Raw genomic sequence first — 14,817 nt, 5'->3', positions numbered from 1 at the left:
CCGTGCCACAGAATGGTCGCCGGTCAGAAACCCAACCGGTTCAGGAACTTCGGGTCCCGCTGCCAGTCCTTGAGGACCTTCACCTTGAGGTCCAGGTGCACCGGAGTGCCGAGCAGGGCACTGATCTGGTGGCGGGCCCGGGTGCCCACCTCCTTGAGGTGCTCCCCCTTGTGGCCGATCATGATGCCCTTCTGGGAGTCACGCTCGACGATCATCGACGCGAAGATGTCCAGCAGCGGCCGGTCCTCGGGGCGGCCCTCGCGCAGACCCATCTCCTCGATCTCGACGGTGATCGAGTGCGGCAGCTCGTCGCGAACGCCCTCCAGCGCGGCCTCGCGGATCAGCTCCTTGACCAGGCTCTCGGTGGGCTCATCGGTGATCTCCCCGTCGAGGTAGAAGGCCGGGCCGTAGGGCAGCAACTTGACCAGCTCATCGGCGACGACGTCGACCTGCTCACCGGTGTAGGAGGAACACGGGATGATGGTCTCCCACTGGATCCCCAGCTTCTCCTCCAGGCCCTGGATGTCGAGCAGGTGCTTGCGCAGCGCGTCACCGCTTACCAGGTCCGTCTTGGTGGCCAGTGCGACGAGCTTGGGCTTCTTGGGCAGCTTGGCGATCTCCCCCACCAGGAAGGTGTCGCCGGGGCCGATCGGCTGGTTGGCCGGAAGGCAGACACCGACGACGTCCACCTCGGTCCAGGTCTCGCGCACCAGGTCGTTCAGCCGCTGCCCCAGCAAGGTACGTGGCTTGTGCAGCCCGGGAGTGTCGATCAGCACCAGTTGCGCATCCTCCCGGGAGACGATCCCGCGCACCGTGTGGCGGGTGGTCTGCGGCTTGGAGGAGGTGATGGCGATCTTCGAGCCCACCAGGGCATTGGTCAGGGTGGACTTGCCCGCATTGGGACGGCCCACCAAACAGGCGAAACCAGACTTGAAGGTCTTGTCCCCGGTCCAGTCGATGTCCGTCTCCGGATCGAAGTCGTCGCTCATCAGCTCGTCGAGCGTGGGCATCCGGCCCACGTCCGGGGCATCCTTGCTGCGCTCAGCCATGGTCTTCCTCAATCCGTTCGTCACTGCTGGTGATGGTTTCTTCGGGGGTGCGCTGCACGAGGCAGGTGTCGATCTGGTGACGGCGGCCCGCTGCCTTCTCCGCCTCGATCCGCAGGCCCTCCCAGTCCACCACGCTGCCGGGAATCGGCACCACGTTGAGCTGCTTGGCCATCAGGCCGCCGACGGTGTCGACGTCCTCGTCATCCAGCTCCAGGCCGAACAGGTCACCCAACTCGTCGATGGGCAACCGGGCGGAGATCCGGAAGACACCGGGCTCGAGCTCCTCGGTGTGCGTGGGTTCCGCGTCGTACTCGTCGACGATCTCCCCGACGATCTCCTCGAGGATGTCCTCGATGGAGACCAGACCCGCCGTGCCGCCGAACTCGTCGACGACGACCACGACGTGGTTGCGGTCCCGCTGCATCTCGCGCATCAGGTCACTGGCCGGCTTGGAGTCCGGGCAGAAGTGCGCGGTCCGCATCAGCTGGGCCACCGTCTCCGTGCGCTCCGCATCGGGGTTGTCATAGCTGCGCTTGACCATGTCCTTGAGGTAGACCATGCCGACGATGTCGTCCAGCCCCTCCCCGACGACGGGGATCCGGCTGAATCCGCTGCGCAGCGCGAGCGACAGCCCTTGGCGCAGGGTCTTGTCCGCATGGATGAAGACCATGTCCGGCCGGGGCACCATCACCTCACGCACGATGGTGTCGCCCAGCTCGAAGACCGAGTGGATCATCTTCGACTCGCTGGCCTCGATCAGGTCGCTCGCCTCCGCCTGGTCCACCATGTCACGCAGCTCCGCCTCGGTGCTGAACGGTCCATCGGCGAATCCACGGCCGGGGGTCAGGGCATTCCCGACCAGGATCATCAGCTGCGGCAGCGGACCGAGCAGGCTGGTGAGCATCTGCACCGGGCCGGCGGCCCGCAGCGCGATGCTGTCCGAGCGCTGCCGTCCGATGGTCAAGGGCGCCACGCCCCACAGGATGAAGCTGACCAGTGTCATTCCGCCAGCGGCAATGCCCATCCGCGGCCAGATCCCCTGTACGTGGTGGAAGGTGACCTGGCAGACCAGCACGATGGCCACGATCTCGAAGGCCGTGCGCAGCAGCATGGTGGTGTTCACATAGGGGGCGGGATCCTCGGCGATCTTGTGCAGGCGTTGGGCACCCGGGCGCTCATCGTCGACGAACAGCTCCGCCCGTCCCTTGCTGGTCTGGGTGATGGCTGTCTCCGCCTCGGCCAGCAGGAAGGCGAGCAGTGTGCACAGCAGCGCGAGGCCGAGTTCGATCCAGTTGTTCTGGGTCACGTGGTTCAGGCTCCCTTGTGGGCTTGCCAGGCGGCGATGATCTTGTCGTTCAGGCCGAACATGACGGCCTTCTCCTCCGGCTCGGCATGGTCGTGGCCCAACAGGTGCAGCAGGCCGTGGACCATCAGGTACTCGGCCTCCTCCTCGGGTCGGCGGCCATTCTCCGCGGCCTGACGCTCGGTGACGGCCGGACACAGCACGATGTCGCCCAGCAGCCCCTGCGGGGAATCCTCGTCATCCTCCGGGGCCCGCAGCTCGTCCATCGGGAAGCTCAGCACGTCGGTGGGGCCCGGCAGGTCCATGAACCTCTCGTGGTAGGCGCTCATCGTGGGCTCGTCGACCAGCAGGATCGAAAGGTCACTCTGCGGGTGGATCCGCAGCTGCTCCAGGGCGAAGTGGGCGAGCTGGACCAGGCCCTGCTCGTCGGCCACATGGCCGGACTCGTTGTTCAGGTCGATCACTGGATGCTCCTGCGGGTGGCACGGTTGGGACGGTCGAAGGCCTGCTGCACCTCGTCGGTGGACTCCCACTGGTCGTAGGCGGCGACGATGCGCCCGACGAGCTTGTGCCGCACGACGTCGCGGTTGGTGAGATTGCAGAAGGCGATGTCCTTGATCCCGTCGAGGATCTGCTGCACGCCCCGCAGGCCGGACTGCTGGCCCGAGGGAAGGTCCACCTGGGTGATGTCGCCGGTGACGACGATCCTGGAGTTGAAGCCCAGGCGGGTGAGGAACATCTTCATCTGCTCCATCGACGTGTTCTGCGCCTCGTCCAGGATGATGAACGCATCGTTGAGGGTGCGGCCACGCATGTAGGCAAGGGGGGCCACCTCGATGGTGCCGGCGGTCAGCAGCTTCGGCACGGCCTCGGGATCCATCATGTCGTGCAGCGCGTCGTAGAGCGGCCGGAGGTAGGGGTCGATCTTGTCGTTCAGCGTTCCCGGCAGGAAGCCCAGCCGCTCGCCGGCCTCGATGGCCGGCCGGGTCAGGATGATCCTATTGACCTCGTGCCGGTTGAGCGCCTGCACGGCCTTGGCCACGGCAAGATAGGTCTTGCCGGTACCCGCCGGCCCGATGCCGAAGGTGACGGTGTTGGCGTCGATGGCATCCACATAGCGCTTCTGGTTCAGCGTCTTGGCGCGGATCGCCTTGCCACGGGTGGACAGGATGTTGTGGGTCAGCACCTCCGCCGCGCTGGTCTCCGGGTCGCTCTGCTCCATGCCGACGATCCGCTCCACCGTCTCCCGGGACAGGCCCTGACCGGTGCGCAGGATGGTGATCATCTCGGTGAACACATCGGCCGCCAACGCGATGTCTGCGGCACTTCCGGTCAGGGTCACCTCATTGCCCCGCACCAGGATGTCCGCGTCGAGCTCCGCCTCCAACAGGCGCAGGAAGTCGTCACGGGGGCCCAGGACGTTGACCATCGGGATGGACGCCGGGATGTTCAGGCGCCGGGTGGCGTTCCGCTGGCCGATCTGGTGGCCGTCGCGTTCACGCGGGCTGTACTGCGGGCTGGTCAGGATTCCTCCAAGGTCGCTAAGTCGGGCAGGTCAAGTCTAGTCGCCCTTGCCAGAATGCTGCTGCAGGACTGGCTCGACGCCGCTGTCCCTGGAGCGATCGGGGCAACCGGGGCGCGTGGCCACCGCGCGCGTGGTCCGGAGGTGGACGGGCCCGTATCGCCCCTTCAAAGAACTCCCTCATCTCGGGAGACATTCTCTTAGGACTGTCAGACGCAGCGCGAAACGCCAGCACTGCGACGCCTGCAATGGTAAGTGACAAAATCAACCAGCGCCGCCAGCCTCGCTCCCCGGCCACATCGCCCATTCCAAAAGTGGCAACGCAGAAGGTCTGGGAGAGTCTCTCGAGGCGAACCACGCGCGAACCCAACCGCCGCGCAGCCTCGGGACTCCTTCCCAAATGCCAGATGAGGGATTCTTGCGCAAGCATGACACTTGCGATGAATGGCATGAGAAGCGCCATTCCATGAGGACCATCCCAAGGGAGCGCCGAATTGCCAACCTCATCCCGATGAAAGAGCAGGACGCACGATGCCCCCACAAACGGCCCCACCAGGAGCCAGTCCCGACTGACGGCCCCGAGTGATAGCCGAGCGCCCGGCTGGTTACCAGCTCCAAAGACACGCTTCCCCCGAAGAAGGACAACGATTGCATAGATCAAAAACGAGCAGGCACCAACCAGCATAAGGGGCTCTTCACAATCGAGGGTGTAGATCCGGTCTGAACCCTCCGGCTTCTAGCAGGGATCTGGCGATGTAGTGGGTGAGGTTGTGGAAGCCGAGCGCGGTGCCTCGGAGGTGTTCGAGGCGGCCATTGATGGCCTCGGTGGGGCCGTTGCTGGAACCGTGGTGGTCGAAGAACGCCAGGACGTCATCGCGTCGCTTGGTCAGGGTTCGGCCCAGCTTGGCGACCTCGACCAGGCTGCTGGGGACCGCTGTGCCGATCGCGTCGATCAGGCTGGTCATGACCTTCTTCCCCTCCTGGCGGCTGCGGGTGCGGTAGGCCGAGATCATGCGCTGGTAGACGCCCCAAGTGGCCTCGACCTCAACGTGGCGGTCATCGGCGAACAGCTCGCCCAAGCGGCGTTGCTGCTTGTCAGTCAAAAGATCGGCGCCGGTGTGAAGGGTTCGCCGTGCTTGGTAGAGCGGATGATGCTTACGGCCCCGAGACCCGTGCAACTCGACCTGGACCCGCCGTCGACACACATCCAGGGCATCGCCGGCCAGTCGGATCACGTGGAAGGGGTCCATCACCGTGGTCGCGGTGGGGAGTTCTTCGGTGGCGGCGGTCTTGAAGCCGGTGAAACCGTCCATCGCCACGATCCTCACCTGGTCGCGCCAAGCCTCGGGCTGCTGTGACAGCCAGGTCTTGAACGCGTCTTTCGAGCGTCCTTCGACCATCGCCAGCAACCGACTCGGGCCGGTGCCTGTGCTGACGGGAGTGAGGTCGATGACGACGGTGACGTACTTGTCGCCGCGGCGGGTGTGGCGCCACACGTGCTCATCAACACCGATCACGGTGACGCCGGTAAGGCGGCCGGGCTGGTCGATCAGAAGGCGTTGCCCTTCCGCGAGGACGGCGTCGTTGGCGGTGTTCCACGCGACTCCGAGTGCGGCGGCGATGCGGGACACCGGCAGGTGGCTGACCACCAGCGCTTCCAACGCCCACCGCAACGCCCCGTTCGACAGACACGAGCGTGGGTTCGCCGCGCAGGTGAGGTCCTGGCGCCAGATGCGTCCGCAGCCGGTGCACTGGTAGCGGCGCAGCCGGACCTGGAGGGTGGTGGGGCGCCAGCCGAACGGCACGTGCGCCAACTCTCGCACGACACTGTCACGCGGCTGGCCGTGGCAGCCGCAGTGGTGACACCAGTCGTCAGGCTCGACGGGGCGGCACGCCAGCACGGCGCGCTCGTCGGTGAGGTGCTGACCTGTCACGACCAGGCCGAGGTCACCCAGGCGGCAGAACGTGGTCAGATCAGGGGTCGTGAAGGTAGCGTTGTCCATGTCGAGGTCTTCTGGATGGCGAGCGTGAGAACTTCCATCATCAGGGGACCTCGATCCCTGTCACCACCCGGGTACCGCTACCGACCTACACCCCCATCTGTGAAGAGCCCCTTAAGCATATCGTAGATGATTACATTTGGGAGATACCATTCACCTCCATGCTAATGAATTAGCATGGAGGTGAATGGCAGCACTCAAGGCTACTTCATTGTAGTATAAACGAGGCCAAAAGTGAGGACCCAGAGAGTGGTAATGATACCCGCAATAGCTAAGGCAATGGTACCGAGGCGTTCATTTCTTCGCCGCTCACTTAGGCCACCAAAGACGGCATACAGCAAAAATGGTAATGCTATGAGGGGCGCAAGGTGCCAGGGTGTAAATGTAAGGATGGCGGCGACTGCCGCACTAGCGATAGGAGCATAACTCGCCATCCGTCTCGGTGAAACGAACTCAGCGGCGTGCTCAGACATTCGTAAAGCTCTCCTCGATGTTGTAACCCTTTACGACAATGAGGCCCTTCTTGTCGTACTCCATCGGGGTGACACCCTTGTAAATGAAGCTGACATGTGTCATCACTTCACAAACACCATGCTTCTGCGGAGTGACATCCTTACGCGGGTGTGTTTCGTAGTGATTGGCGGCCTTGAATCCCTGCCAGTAGCCATCGCAACTCTTGACAGCCACGACCGCAGCCCCGCGACGCTGGTAAATAATTCGCTGCTTGTAAACAGCGAACTGAATGCCAAAGACCTTGAAGGGGACTCTCATCCAATGTTCTGACTGCTCCAGTGCCGGTGCCTTCCTGAGGGCAGTATCTGGAGCAATGCTCTTGGTTGCAGTGGAAAGGTTGTCGGAACTGATAAATTCTGAAGGATCTTCGGAATTATTGAACGATTCCTGAATTGCCGCCTTCTTGGATGCGTCGAAAGCATCATATTGTGACACTGCTCGCGGACCACCGATGGCACCGATGAAATCCCGGACATCTTCTTGGGGGGTCATTGTCTCAGCGCTTGCAGGGAGAACACTTGAAGCAGCAAACATACAAGCTCCAACAGTTGAAGCCGCAATCAGTCGAACACTTAAACCACCTTTCCTTTCCAGCGAATGCTCGGGTATCTTCCGGATGCATCATGTGATGAAAATAGCGTGTCTGTGGTTCCCTCTACTCCAGCTAAGTACAAGTTCAGGAAAAATTTATATGCGCCAATGAGATATGGGGGCTCTTCACAGATGGGGGTGTAGGTCGGTAGCGGTACCCGGGTGGTGACAGGGATCGAGGTCCCCTGATGATGGAAGTTCTCACGCTCGCCATCCAGAAGACCTCGACATGGACAACGCTACCTTCACGACCCCTGATCTGACCACGTTCTGCCGCCTGGGTGACCTCGGCCTGGTCGTGACAGGTCAGCACCTCACCGACGAGCGCGCCGTGCTGGCGTGCCGCCCCGTCGAGCCTGACGACTGGTGTCACCACTGCGGCTGCCACGGCCAGCCGCGTGACAGTGTCGTGCGAGAGTTGGCGCACGTGCCGTTCGGCTGGCGCCCCACCACCCTCCAGGTCCGGCTGCGCCGCTACCAGTGCACCGGCTGCGGACGCATCTGGCGCCAGGACCTCACCCACGCCGCTGCGCCGCGTTCCTGCTTGTCACGAGGCGCGTTGCGGTGGGCGTTGGAAGCGCTGGTGGTCAGCCACCTGCCGGTGTCCCGCATCGCCGCCGCACTCGGAGTCGCGTGGAACACCGCCAACGACGCCGTCCTCGCGGAAGGGCAACGCCTTCTGATCGACCAGCCCGGCCGCCTTACCGGCGTCACCGTGATCGGTGTTGATGAGCACGTGTGGCGCCACACCCGCCGCGGCGACAAGGGACCCTGACCCCGGGTTGTGGACACGTGGAATCCAGCATGGGCTGGAGGAAGCGAGATGATCATCATCATGGCCAGGAAGAACTACTCGGCAGAGTTTCGTCAGCAGGCCGTTGACCTGTACGAGACCACGCCGGAGGCGACGTTGAAGCAGGTCGCCACGGACCTCGGCGTCTCGCACGGCACCCTCGCGTTGTGGGTCAAGGACCTGGGCAACGGCGTCAGGACGGGCAGTGACGCCCCTGCCCGGCCGGCGGGTGCCACGCCCGGACAGTCACCGGAGTCGCCGACGGCGCAGATAGCCCGGTTGGAAGCCGAGAACGCCCGGCTGCGGGCGGACAAGGCCCGGATCGAGACCGAGCGGGACATCCTGCGCAAGGCGGCCAAGTATTTCGCCGGGGAGACGAACTGGTGAACCGCTTCCAGTTCGTCGCCGACCACCAGACCACCTATCAGGTGAAGCGGTTGTGCCAAGTGTTGGAACTGTCCCGCTCCTCGTTCTACGCCTGGCAGAAAGCAGGCCCGGCACGCCAGCAACGCGAACAGGCCGATGCCCAGCTCGCCGCACGGATCCGCGCCGTGCAGGACCCCAAGGCTGGGGGGGGTGACCCCGCCAACGGCGCGCCGCGGGTCACCGCCGAACTCAACGACGGCGCCGAGCCACAGGCGCGGGTGAACCACAAGCGCGTCGCGCGGGTGATGCGCGCTCATGGCCTGGCCGGGATCCGGCTACGACGCCGGGTGCGCACCACCGCCCCGGAGCCGGCCGATGAGAAGTTCGGTGACCTGCTCAAACGGGACTTCACCGCCACCGCGCCAAACCAGCGTTACGTGGGCGACATCACCTACCTGCCGTTACAGGGTGGCGGGAACCTGTATCTGGCGACGGTGATCGACTGCTATTCCCGCAAGCTGGTCGGCTGGGCCGTCGCGGACCACATGCGCACCGAACTGGTCGAAGACGCCCTCACCGCCGCCCTTGCAGAGCGGGGCAGCATGCACGGGGCTGTGTTTCACTCCGACCATGGGTCGGTCTACACGTCGAAGGCCTACGCCAGGCTCTGCAAGCGTCTCGGGGTGACCCAGTCGATGGGGGCCGTCGGAACGAGTGCGGACAACAGCCTGGCCGAGTCGTTCAACGCCACCCTCAAACGAGAACTCCTGGCCGGGCAGGCCACGTTCGCGGGGCCCGAGTTGTGTCGTCGGCAGGTGTTTCGCTGGGCCACCCGGTACAACACCCGCCGACGCCACTCCTGGTGCGGAAACCTGCCGCCGAACACCTACGAGGCCCGCCGGGCCGCTACGCTGCCCACCGCAGCGTAATCAGACACCAACGTGTCCATGACCCGGGGCGAAGGCCCGCATCCATTGACCGACCGATCGAGCATGCCTCTAGTCGAGTAGATTCTGCGAAATTCTCAATCCAATCAAGTCGAGTATCGGGGTCATCTCGAGGTCCGGGCGACCCGCCGTCAAAACCGCCCTCAAACGCAATTCATCCAGCCCTGCACAGCTCGCCGCCGTGATGGGATCGGTGTCGAACAGCTCAAAGAACGAACCGTCTTCTCCAATCACCATTGAAACCTCGTCAACGTGCCCGGGTTCCACATACTGCTTGACCTCATTCAGCGACTCGAACCCCGTCATGCAACCATCCTCGTCGACCAACAGATACTTCACCATTGCGTCCCTGGTCAGCGCGCGAAGGCGTCGGTGGCCTTGACCAGTTCGCTGGCGATGTTCGGTTCGAAGGCGGAGTGACCCGCCAGGACGATCCGTAGGTCTGCCTCGGGCCAGGCGGTCGCCAGGTCATGTGCCGTCGCTGCCGGGCAGCACATGTCATATCGCCCCTGCACGATCACGCACGGGATGTGCCGGATCCGGTCCACTTCCTCGATCAGCTGGCCCTCTCGCATGAAGCCGCCGTGGACGAAGTAGTGGCTCTCGATCCGGGCGAAGGTCAGCTGTTGCGCGGGGGTGTCCTCCAGCGCCGAGTCCTCGAACATCAGGTAGCTGGTGGCCGCCTCCCAGTGCGTCCAGGCCTTCGCGGCACGCTGCGCCACGTCGGGATCATTCCCGAACAGGAGCTGGTGGTAGCCCACCATCTTGTTTCCGGACAGGGGGAAGCCCGCCTCCACTAGGGGCCGACAGTACAGCTCCCACCGGTGCGGGAAGACGTGGCTGGCGCCGTCGTTGTAGTACCAGTCCAGCTCCTCACGACGCAGGGTGAAGATGCCGCGCAGCACCAGTTCGGTGACCCGCTCCGGGTGGCTCTCGGCATAGGCCAGCGCCAAGGTGCTGCCCCACGAGCCACCGAAGACCAGCCACCGCTCGATGAGGAGGTGCTCGCGCAGCCGCTCCAAGTCCGCCACGAGATTCCACGTGGTGTTGCCGGTCAGGTCCGCGCCGTCGCTGGCCAGGGGCGTCGAACTGCCGCAGTTGCGCTGGTCCAGACAGATGATCCGGTAGCGCTCGGGGTCGAAGAAGCGACGGCGGTCCGTGCCACCGCCACCGCCCGGACCGCCGTGCAGGAAGACCGCGGGCTTGCCCTCGGGATTGCCGCTCTGTTCGTAGTAGATGGCGTTGCCGTCACCCACGTCGAGCATCCCCGTGTCGTGGGGCTCCACCGGCGGGTAGAGGGTGCGCTCTGGCGTGATGGTGGCGCCCTCGCGCACGTCGGGTATCGTCCGCTGCTCGGGCACGCTCACTCGTCCTCGTCGTCAATGTCCTCGGCGGGGTCGATCACGTGGACCGCCGCCTCCTCCGCGGGCGCCGCACCGCCGTCGATGCCGACCTCCTCGGCCACCGCCTCGGCCTCGGAGTCGCCGTAGACGCCGTCATGGTCGACGTTGACCAGGCGGCCAGCCCGCTTGGAGCCCACCTCCCGCTTCTCACCCTCCGGATTCCACTTCTCCACCGGCTTGTCCGGGTCCACGTCCGGCAGCTCCTGGGCGATGCGCCGCTCCAGGCTCTCGCCCTCGCGCATCTCCTCGGCAGTGTTGCCGAATCCCTGCGCAGCCGACCACTTCTCCGGGGTCGTGTAGCCCTCATCGAGGACATCGTCCACACCGCGGTGGACAAGCGTGTCATCGGCCTGCAGCTGGTCAAGCTGTTCTGATTCGTCCGGGATTACGAGATCTTCTGACATGGCATGATCATGGCACTTTCCGAGGCCGCTGTCATGGACTTGATCCCCTAGTAGGAGTGGATTTCGACACTCTGGCGCAGGCTTGCTCGACGGGGGTACGATGGTGCCACGGCGCTATGGGGTGCACCTGCTTCTGGGCGGGGCAGGACCGCCGGACCCCACCCGTGGTGAGATGTCCACCGTGACGCCGACACCACACACCTCCCGCCGTGCCCTGCTCACCGGGTCGGCACTGGCGGCCCTGTCGGCCTGCGCCCCCTCAGAGCCGCCCAGCACGAGCCTCTCCCCCACCGCCACCCCGCTGCGCCTGCGCCCCTCGGCGAGCACCGCACCCACCCCCAAGCCACCGGTCTGGCCCACCCGCGCGCAGCTCGTCGCGAAGTACGGCAGCCGCACGCCGCGGGAGTGGGGCCTGGAACCCAGTGGTGTCCTGTTGCGGCAGACCTCACGCCAGGTCTGTCTCACCTTCGACGCCTGCGGCGGCCCATACGGCAGCAAGGTGGACACCGACCTGCTCAAGCTCCTGCGCAAGCACCGGGCCAAGGCCACCCTCTTCCTCAACCGGCGCTGGATCGAGGCCAACCAGGAGCTGGCCACCGAGCTGGCGGCCGACCCCCTGTTCGACCTGCAGAACCACGGCACCCGGCACCTGCCGCTGTCCGTCAGTGGCCGCAAGGGCTATGCCGAACAGGGGACACACAATGTCGGCGAGGTGTACGACGAGGTGATGGGCAATGTGGCCACACTCACCGAGCTCACCGGCAGCAGACCACGCTTCTTCCGCTCCGGCACCGCCCACTACGATGAGGTGGCCGCCAGGATCGTGCGGGAGCTGGGGATGGTCCCGACCAACTTCGGCATCAACGGCGACGCCGGCACCACCTTCACCCCGTCGCAGATCGTCGAGTCCATGGCCCCCACGAAGCCCGGCGACATCGTGATCGGTCACATGAACCAGCCCCGCAATGACACCGCCGAGGGGATGGCCCGCGCCATCCCGGCACTGGTCACGCGTGGGATTGGTTTCGCTCATCTCGTCGACGTGGTGTAGGTGCAAGGGACTCGCGGTTCCATGGTTTGATGGTGCGCCGTGACCACCAGCAGCCAGAACCAGACCGCCAGCTATGCAGAGGTCCCCCGCAGCTACTACGACATCGTGGTCGCCGTCTTCGTCGGCTTGCTGCTGATTTCCGGAGTGACCGCCACCAAGCTCTTCGAGGGCCCGACGATCCCCGGCTTCAGCGACTGGTTCTACGGTGGGGGGCCGCTGATCTTTGACGGCGGCGCCTTCCTCTTCCCGCTGAGCTATGTGGTGGGCGACATCATGACCGAGGTGTACGGCTGGAAGCGGGCCAGGCGCGCCATCTGGACCGGTCTTGCCATGACCTTCCTGGCAGCAGTCACCTACCGGATCGTGTCCATGACGCACGCAGTGGAGGGCTTCGAGGCCTGGGATGGCGTCCTGGCACCCGTGACGCGGATCACCGTCGCCGGCCTGGCCGGGTACCTGGCGGGCAACATGCTGAACTCCTTCGTCGTGGTGCGGCTCAAGCAGCGGGCCGGGGAGAAGAATGTGGCGGCCCGCCTGATCGGCTCCACCATCGTCGGCGAGTTCGTCGACACCCTGATCTTCTGCACCATCGCCTTCGCGGGCACCATCAGCACCATGGAACTGACCAACTACACGGTGACCGGCTACGTCTACAAGTGCCTGGTGGAGCTGTGCGTGGTGCCACTGACCCTGCAGGTCATCAAGTTCCTCAAGCGGGTCGAGCCCAGCTACGGCAGGTGAGCCTCCACACCGGTCAGCGTCGCGAGGGCTCGGGCGAACTCCTCGAAGACCTCCGCGGGGTGGTTGTCCACCACCACGCGGGCCGTGGGGCGTCGCCCCCAGATGCCGCGGTCATCGCGCACCATCGTGCCGCGCAACAGGTCCGAGGCTGCCTCGACGTCCACCACGGTGGCCACGGTCTGCACGCGGGCCCGCCCGGTGGCCACCTGCGCGGCGAACAGGTCGTGCAGGTGCGCAACATAGCCCTGGTCATGGTCGTGGTGGAATTCGAAGTAGAAGCGCAGCGCATCGCTCAGGAGGTCCAGCACCGGCTTCCCAGTGGCCGCCTGCGGAGCGTCGACGCGCGGCCGGTCCGGGTGCAGACCCGCGGGGGCGGCCCCACACCGGGCGAGCAGCGTGTCGAGCAGCACGGGGGTGTACTCGATGCGCTCGGTCATCTCCGTCGCACACAGCACCGGGAGCTGCGACTCCTCCAACCCCTCGAAGTGCGCGAAGACCCGCTTGGCGGCATCCGGGTCACACCAGGTGTTCCACTCCGCCGTGGGCGTGGTGTTGCCCAGGTGCCAGAAGCAGCCACCCATGATCACGATCCCGGACACCAGGTCCGGCAGGTCCGGGATCTCCTCCAGGGCGACGGCGAGGTTGGTCAGCGGGCCGGTGACCAGCAGCGTCACCTCACCGGGATGACTGGTGAGGGCTTCGCGCCACAGTTGCAGCCAGGGACGCCGGCCCAGCCGCGACGTCAGGTCCGCCAGCGCGGCGTACCCGATTCCGCCGGGGCCATGGGTCTCCGGCGTGGTGGCCAGCGGGCGGCGCAGGGGCCGAGGCGTGCCGACGGCCACCTCCACGCCCGGGAAGCCGGCCACATGCAGGACCGCCAGCGTGTTCAGCGCGGCCTGCTGGGCCGTGGTGTTGCCGCTGCTGGTGGTCACCCCGACGAGTTCCACGTCGGGACAACCACACAGCTGGAGCAGGGCGCAGGCATCGTCGATGCCCGTGTCCACATCGGCAAGGATCTTCACCCTGCCAGTGTGCCGCCTGTTCAGGCGCCGGCGTGCAGCACGGCGTGCTCGGCCACCATCTCCGCCAGTGCGGTGATCGTGACGAAGGGGTTGACGCCCAGGGCGCCCGGCAGCAGGGATCCGTCGGCCACGTAGACGCCGTCGTGTCCCAGCAGCTGCCCGTTGAGGTCCGTTGCCTGGCCGATCACCGCTCCACCCAGCGGGTGGTAGGTGAAGTTGCTGGCGAAGCCCGTGCCGTTGCCGAACAGGTCCGTGCGGTAGCGGGTACCGGCCACCCAGATGGCCTTGTCGATCAGGATTCCGAGGAAGGTCTCCAGTGGCAGGGCGGTGCGGGCACCCGGGGCAGACGAGCAGAATGGCCACATGATGCTTCGTACCCCGCGCCTACTGATCAGGTCCTTGCTGGCAAGCGATCAGCAGGCACTCCACGATCTGAACAGCCACGACGAGGTGCAGCACTTCCTCAGGTCCGCCATCCCGTCGGAGGAGGAGGACGCTGCCTCCCTGCGCCGCCAGCTGGCCGCCAACAGGCTGCACCATGACCTCGGCCACGTCGTGGCGGTGCCCGCCGAGGACCCGTCGGCGCCACTGGTGGGGTGGTTCCACCTGCGCCCCGGCCCGGACGGCGACATCTTCAATCCCGAGCTCGGGTGGAGGCTCCATCCGTCGGTCTGGGGACAGGGCCTTGCCACAGAAGCGTGCCGTGCCCTGCTGGAACACGCCTTCACGACGGTGCAGGCCTCCAGCGTCACGGCCGAGACGCTGGCCGCCAACCTCGCCTCGCGACGGGTGATGGCCCGCCTCGGCATGGCCGAGACCGGGATGCGTGACTGGACGTCTCCGGATCCGGTCCCCGGCCGCGAGCAGGGCGTCGTCCAGGCACGGATCGGACTGAGGACCTGGCTGGACACGCACGAGGACGTGCGCTCCGCGCTCCACGAACTCCAGGCCCGGGCCTTGAAGGAACGCGACACGTCCGCACTGGAGGCCCTGCGCACGCTGGGGATGGACCTTGCTCGCATCGAGACCGACGGAGTGCGGGCCAGCCAGGACCTGGTGGCGGAGCTCGCGCGCGCTCGCGGCATCAGCTGGTGAGGGCGGTAGCGGGCACC

General features: G+C 65.6%; 15 protein-coding genes and 1 pseudogene. 5 read left to right on the top strand and 11 right to left on the bottom strand.

The window, feature by feature from the left end:
- Positions 1–23 precede the first annotated feature (23 nt).
- The 6 genes from era to EDD41_RS16475 form a co-directional block, all read right to left on the bottom strand.
- Entirely contained in the window at positions 24–989 is a 966-nt protein-coding gene (era, locus tag EDD41_RS01455; RefSeq protein WP_425454343.1) for a GTPase Era, read from the bottom strand.
- 52 nt (positions 990–1,041) lie between these two features.
- Complete coding sequence (locus EDD41_RS01450; protein ID WP_123574721.1) at positions 1,042–2,355, bottom strand: hemolysin family protein; 1,314 nt, start codon at positions 2,353–2,355, stop codon at positions 1,042–1,044.
- Positions 2,356–2,360: 5 nt separating this feature from the next.
- On the bottom strand, positions 2,361–2,816 hold the full coding sequence (gene ybeY / locus EDD41_RS01445; protein WP_123574720.1) for an rRNA maturation RNase YbeY: 456 nt from the start codon (positions 2,814–2,816) through the stop codon (positions 2,361–2,363).
- A complete protein-coding gene (locus EDD41_RS01440) occupies positions 2,813–3,781 on the bottom strand; it encodes a PhoH family protein (RefSeq protein ID WP_123574719.1) in 969 nt (322 codons plus the stop codon). The genes ybeY and EDD41_RS01440 overlap by 4 nt, the downstream gene beginning before the upstream one ends.
- A 788-nt stretch (positions 3,782–4,569) precedes the next feature.
- A complete protein-coding gene (locus EDD41_RS01435) occupies positions 4,570–5,877 on the bottom strand; it encodes an ISL3 family transposase (protein WP_123574718.1) in 1,308 nt (435 codons plus the stop codon).
- 462 nt (positions 5,878–6,339) lie between these two features.
- A complete protein-coding gene (locus EDD41_RS16475; RefSeq protein WP_148060433.1) occupies positions 6,340–6,921 on the bottom strand; it encodes a hypothetical protein in 582 nt (193 codons plus the stop codon).
- A 286-nt stretch (positions 6,922–7,207) separates the two neighbouring features.
- On the opposite strand from EDD41_RS16475, the pseudogene EDD41_RS01425 reads away from it, so the two are divergent.
- Both EDD41_RS01425 and EDD41_RS01420 read left to right on the top strand, forming a co-directional pair.
- A pseudogene (locus tag EDD41_RS01425) lies at positions 7,208–7,744 on the top strand (transposase); the annotation flags it as partial.
- A 69-nt stretch (positions 7,745–7,813) separates the two neighbouring features.
- Positions 7,814–9,066, top strand: a protein-coding gene (locus EDD41_RS01420; protein WP_123576775.1) for an IS3 family transposase whose coding sequence is annotated in 2 segments (ribosomal slippage) — positions 7,814–8,138 and positions 8,138–9,066 — 1,254 coding nt in all. Because the reading frame shifts where the segments join, the coding sequence is not laid out codon by codon here.
- A 69-nt stretch (positions 9,067–9,135) separates the two neighbouring features.
- On the opposite strand, the gene EDD41_RS01415 is transcribed toward EDD41_RS01420, so the two are convergent.
- Genes EDD41_RS01415 through EDD41_RS16705 form a run of 3 tightly spaced genes read right to left on the bottom strand, consistent with a single transcriptional unit; the run spans position 9,136 to position 10,891 of the window.
- Positions 9,136–9,390, bottom strand: coding sequence for a hypothetical protein (locus EDD41_RS01415; RefSeq protein WP_148060432.1), 255 nt, complete (start codon positions 9,388–9,390; stop codon positions 9,136–9,138).
- A gap of 47 nt (positions 9,391–9,437) precedes the next feature.
- A complete protein-coding gene (gene pip, locus EDD41_RS01410; protein WP_281273178.1) occupies positions 9,438–10,427 on the bottom strand; it encodes a prolyl aminopeptidase in 990 nt (329 codons plus the stop codon).
- Positions 10,428–10,447: 20 nt separating this feature from the next.
- Complete coding sequence (locus tag EDD41_RS16705; protein WP_170165192.1) at positions 10,448–10,891, bottom strand: DUF5709 domain-containing protein; 444 nt, start codon at positions 10,889–10,891, stop codon at positions 10,448–10,450.
- Positions 10,892–11,063: 172 nt separating this feature from the next.
- Between EDD41_RS16705 and EDD41_RS01400 the strand changes: the two genes are divergently transcribed.
- Complete coding sequence (locus EDD41_RS01400; RefSeq protein WP_123576771.1) at positions 11,064–11,942, top strand: polysaccharide deacetylase family protein; 879 nt, start codon at positions 11,064–11,066, stop codon at positions 11,940–11,942.
- 39 nt (positions 11,943–11,981) lie between these two features.
- Positions 11,982–12,683, top strand: a complete 702-nt coding sequence (locus tag EDD41_RS01395; protein WP_123574716.1) for a queuosine precursor transporter — start codon at positions 11,982–11,984, stop codon at positions 12,681–12,683.
- Here EDD41_RS01395 and EDD41_RS01390 read toward each other — a convergent pair.
- Entirely contained in the window at positions 12,671–13,705 is a 1,035-nt protein-coding gene (locus tag EDD41_RS01390) for a nucleoside hydrolase (protein ID WP_123574715.1), read from the bottom strand. The two genes, EDD41_RS01395 and EDD41_RS01390, sit on opposite strands and share 13 nt — an antisense overlap.
- Positions 13,706–13,725: 20 nt before the next feature.
- A complete protein-coding gene (locus EDD41_RS01385; RefSeq protein WP_123574714.1) occupies positions 13,726–14,070 on the bottom strand; it encodes a GMC oxidoreductase in 345 nt (114 codons plus the stop codon).
- Between EDD41_RS01385 and EDD41_RS01380 the strand changes: the two genes are divergently transcribed.
- Entirely contained in the window at positions 14,069–14,800 is a 732-nt protein-coding gene (locus tag EDD41_RS01380) for a GNAT family N-acetyltransferase (protein ID WP_170165191.1), read from the top strand. The genes EDD41_RS01385 and EDD41_RS01380 overlap by 2 nt on opposite strands.
- Positions 14,801–14,817 lie beyond the last annotated feature (17 nt).

It is taken from the genome of Luteococcus japonicus (assembly GCF_003752415.1).
Lineage (GTDB): Bacteria > Actinomycetota > Actinomycetes > Propionibacteriales > Propionibacteriaceae > Luteococcus > Luteococcus japonicus.
The sequence above is the reverse complement of the archived record's forward strand: the minus strand, read 5'-3'. Positions and strand labels throughout refer to the sequence as shown.

Excerpts from the sequence above, each read along its gene's own strand:
- era (WP_425454343.1), bottom strand. The coding sequence starts at position 989 with ATGAGCGACGACTTCGATCCGGAGACGGACATCGACTGGACCGGGGAC.
- EDD41_RS01440 (WP_123574719.1), bottom strand. The coding sequence starts at position 3,781 with ATGGTCAACGTCCTGGGCCCCCGTGACGACTTCCTGCGCCTGTTGGAG.
- EDD41_RS01435 (WP_123574718.1), bottom strand. The coding sequence starts at position 5,877 with ATGGACAACGCTACCTTCACGACCCCTGATCTGACCACGTTCTGCCGC.
- EDD41_RS16475 (WP_148060433.1), bottom strand. The coding sequence starts at position 6,921 with ATGTTTGCTGCTTCAAGTGTTCTCCCTGCAAGCGCTGAGACAATGACC.
- EDD41_RS01415 (WP_148060432.1), bottom strand. The coding sequence starts at position 9,390 with ATGACGGGGTTCGAGTCGCTGAATGAGGTCAAGCAGTATGTGGAACCC.
- EDD41_RS16705 (WP_170165192.1), bottom strand. The coding sequence starts at position 10,891 with ATGTCAGAAGATCTCGTAATCCCGGACGAATCAGAACAGCTTGACCAG.
- EDD41_RS01400 (WP_123576771.1), top strand. The coding sequence starts at position 11,064 with ATGTCCACCGTGACGCCGACACCACACACCTCCCGCCGTGCCCTGCTC.
- EDD41_RS01380 (WP_170165191.1), top strand. The coding sequence starts at position 14,069 with ATGATGCTTCGTACCCCGCGCCTACTGATCAGGTCCTTGCTGGCAAGC.
- EDD41_RS01385 (WP_123574714.1), bottom strand. The coding sequence starts at position 14,070 with ATGTGGCCATTCTGCTCGTCTGCCCCGGGTGCCCGCACCGCCCTGCCA.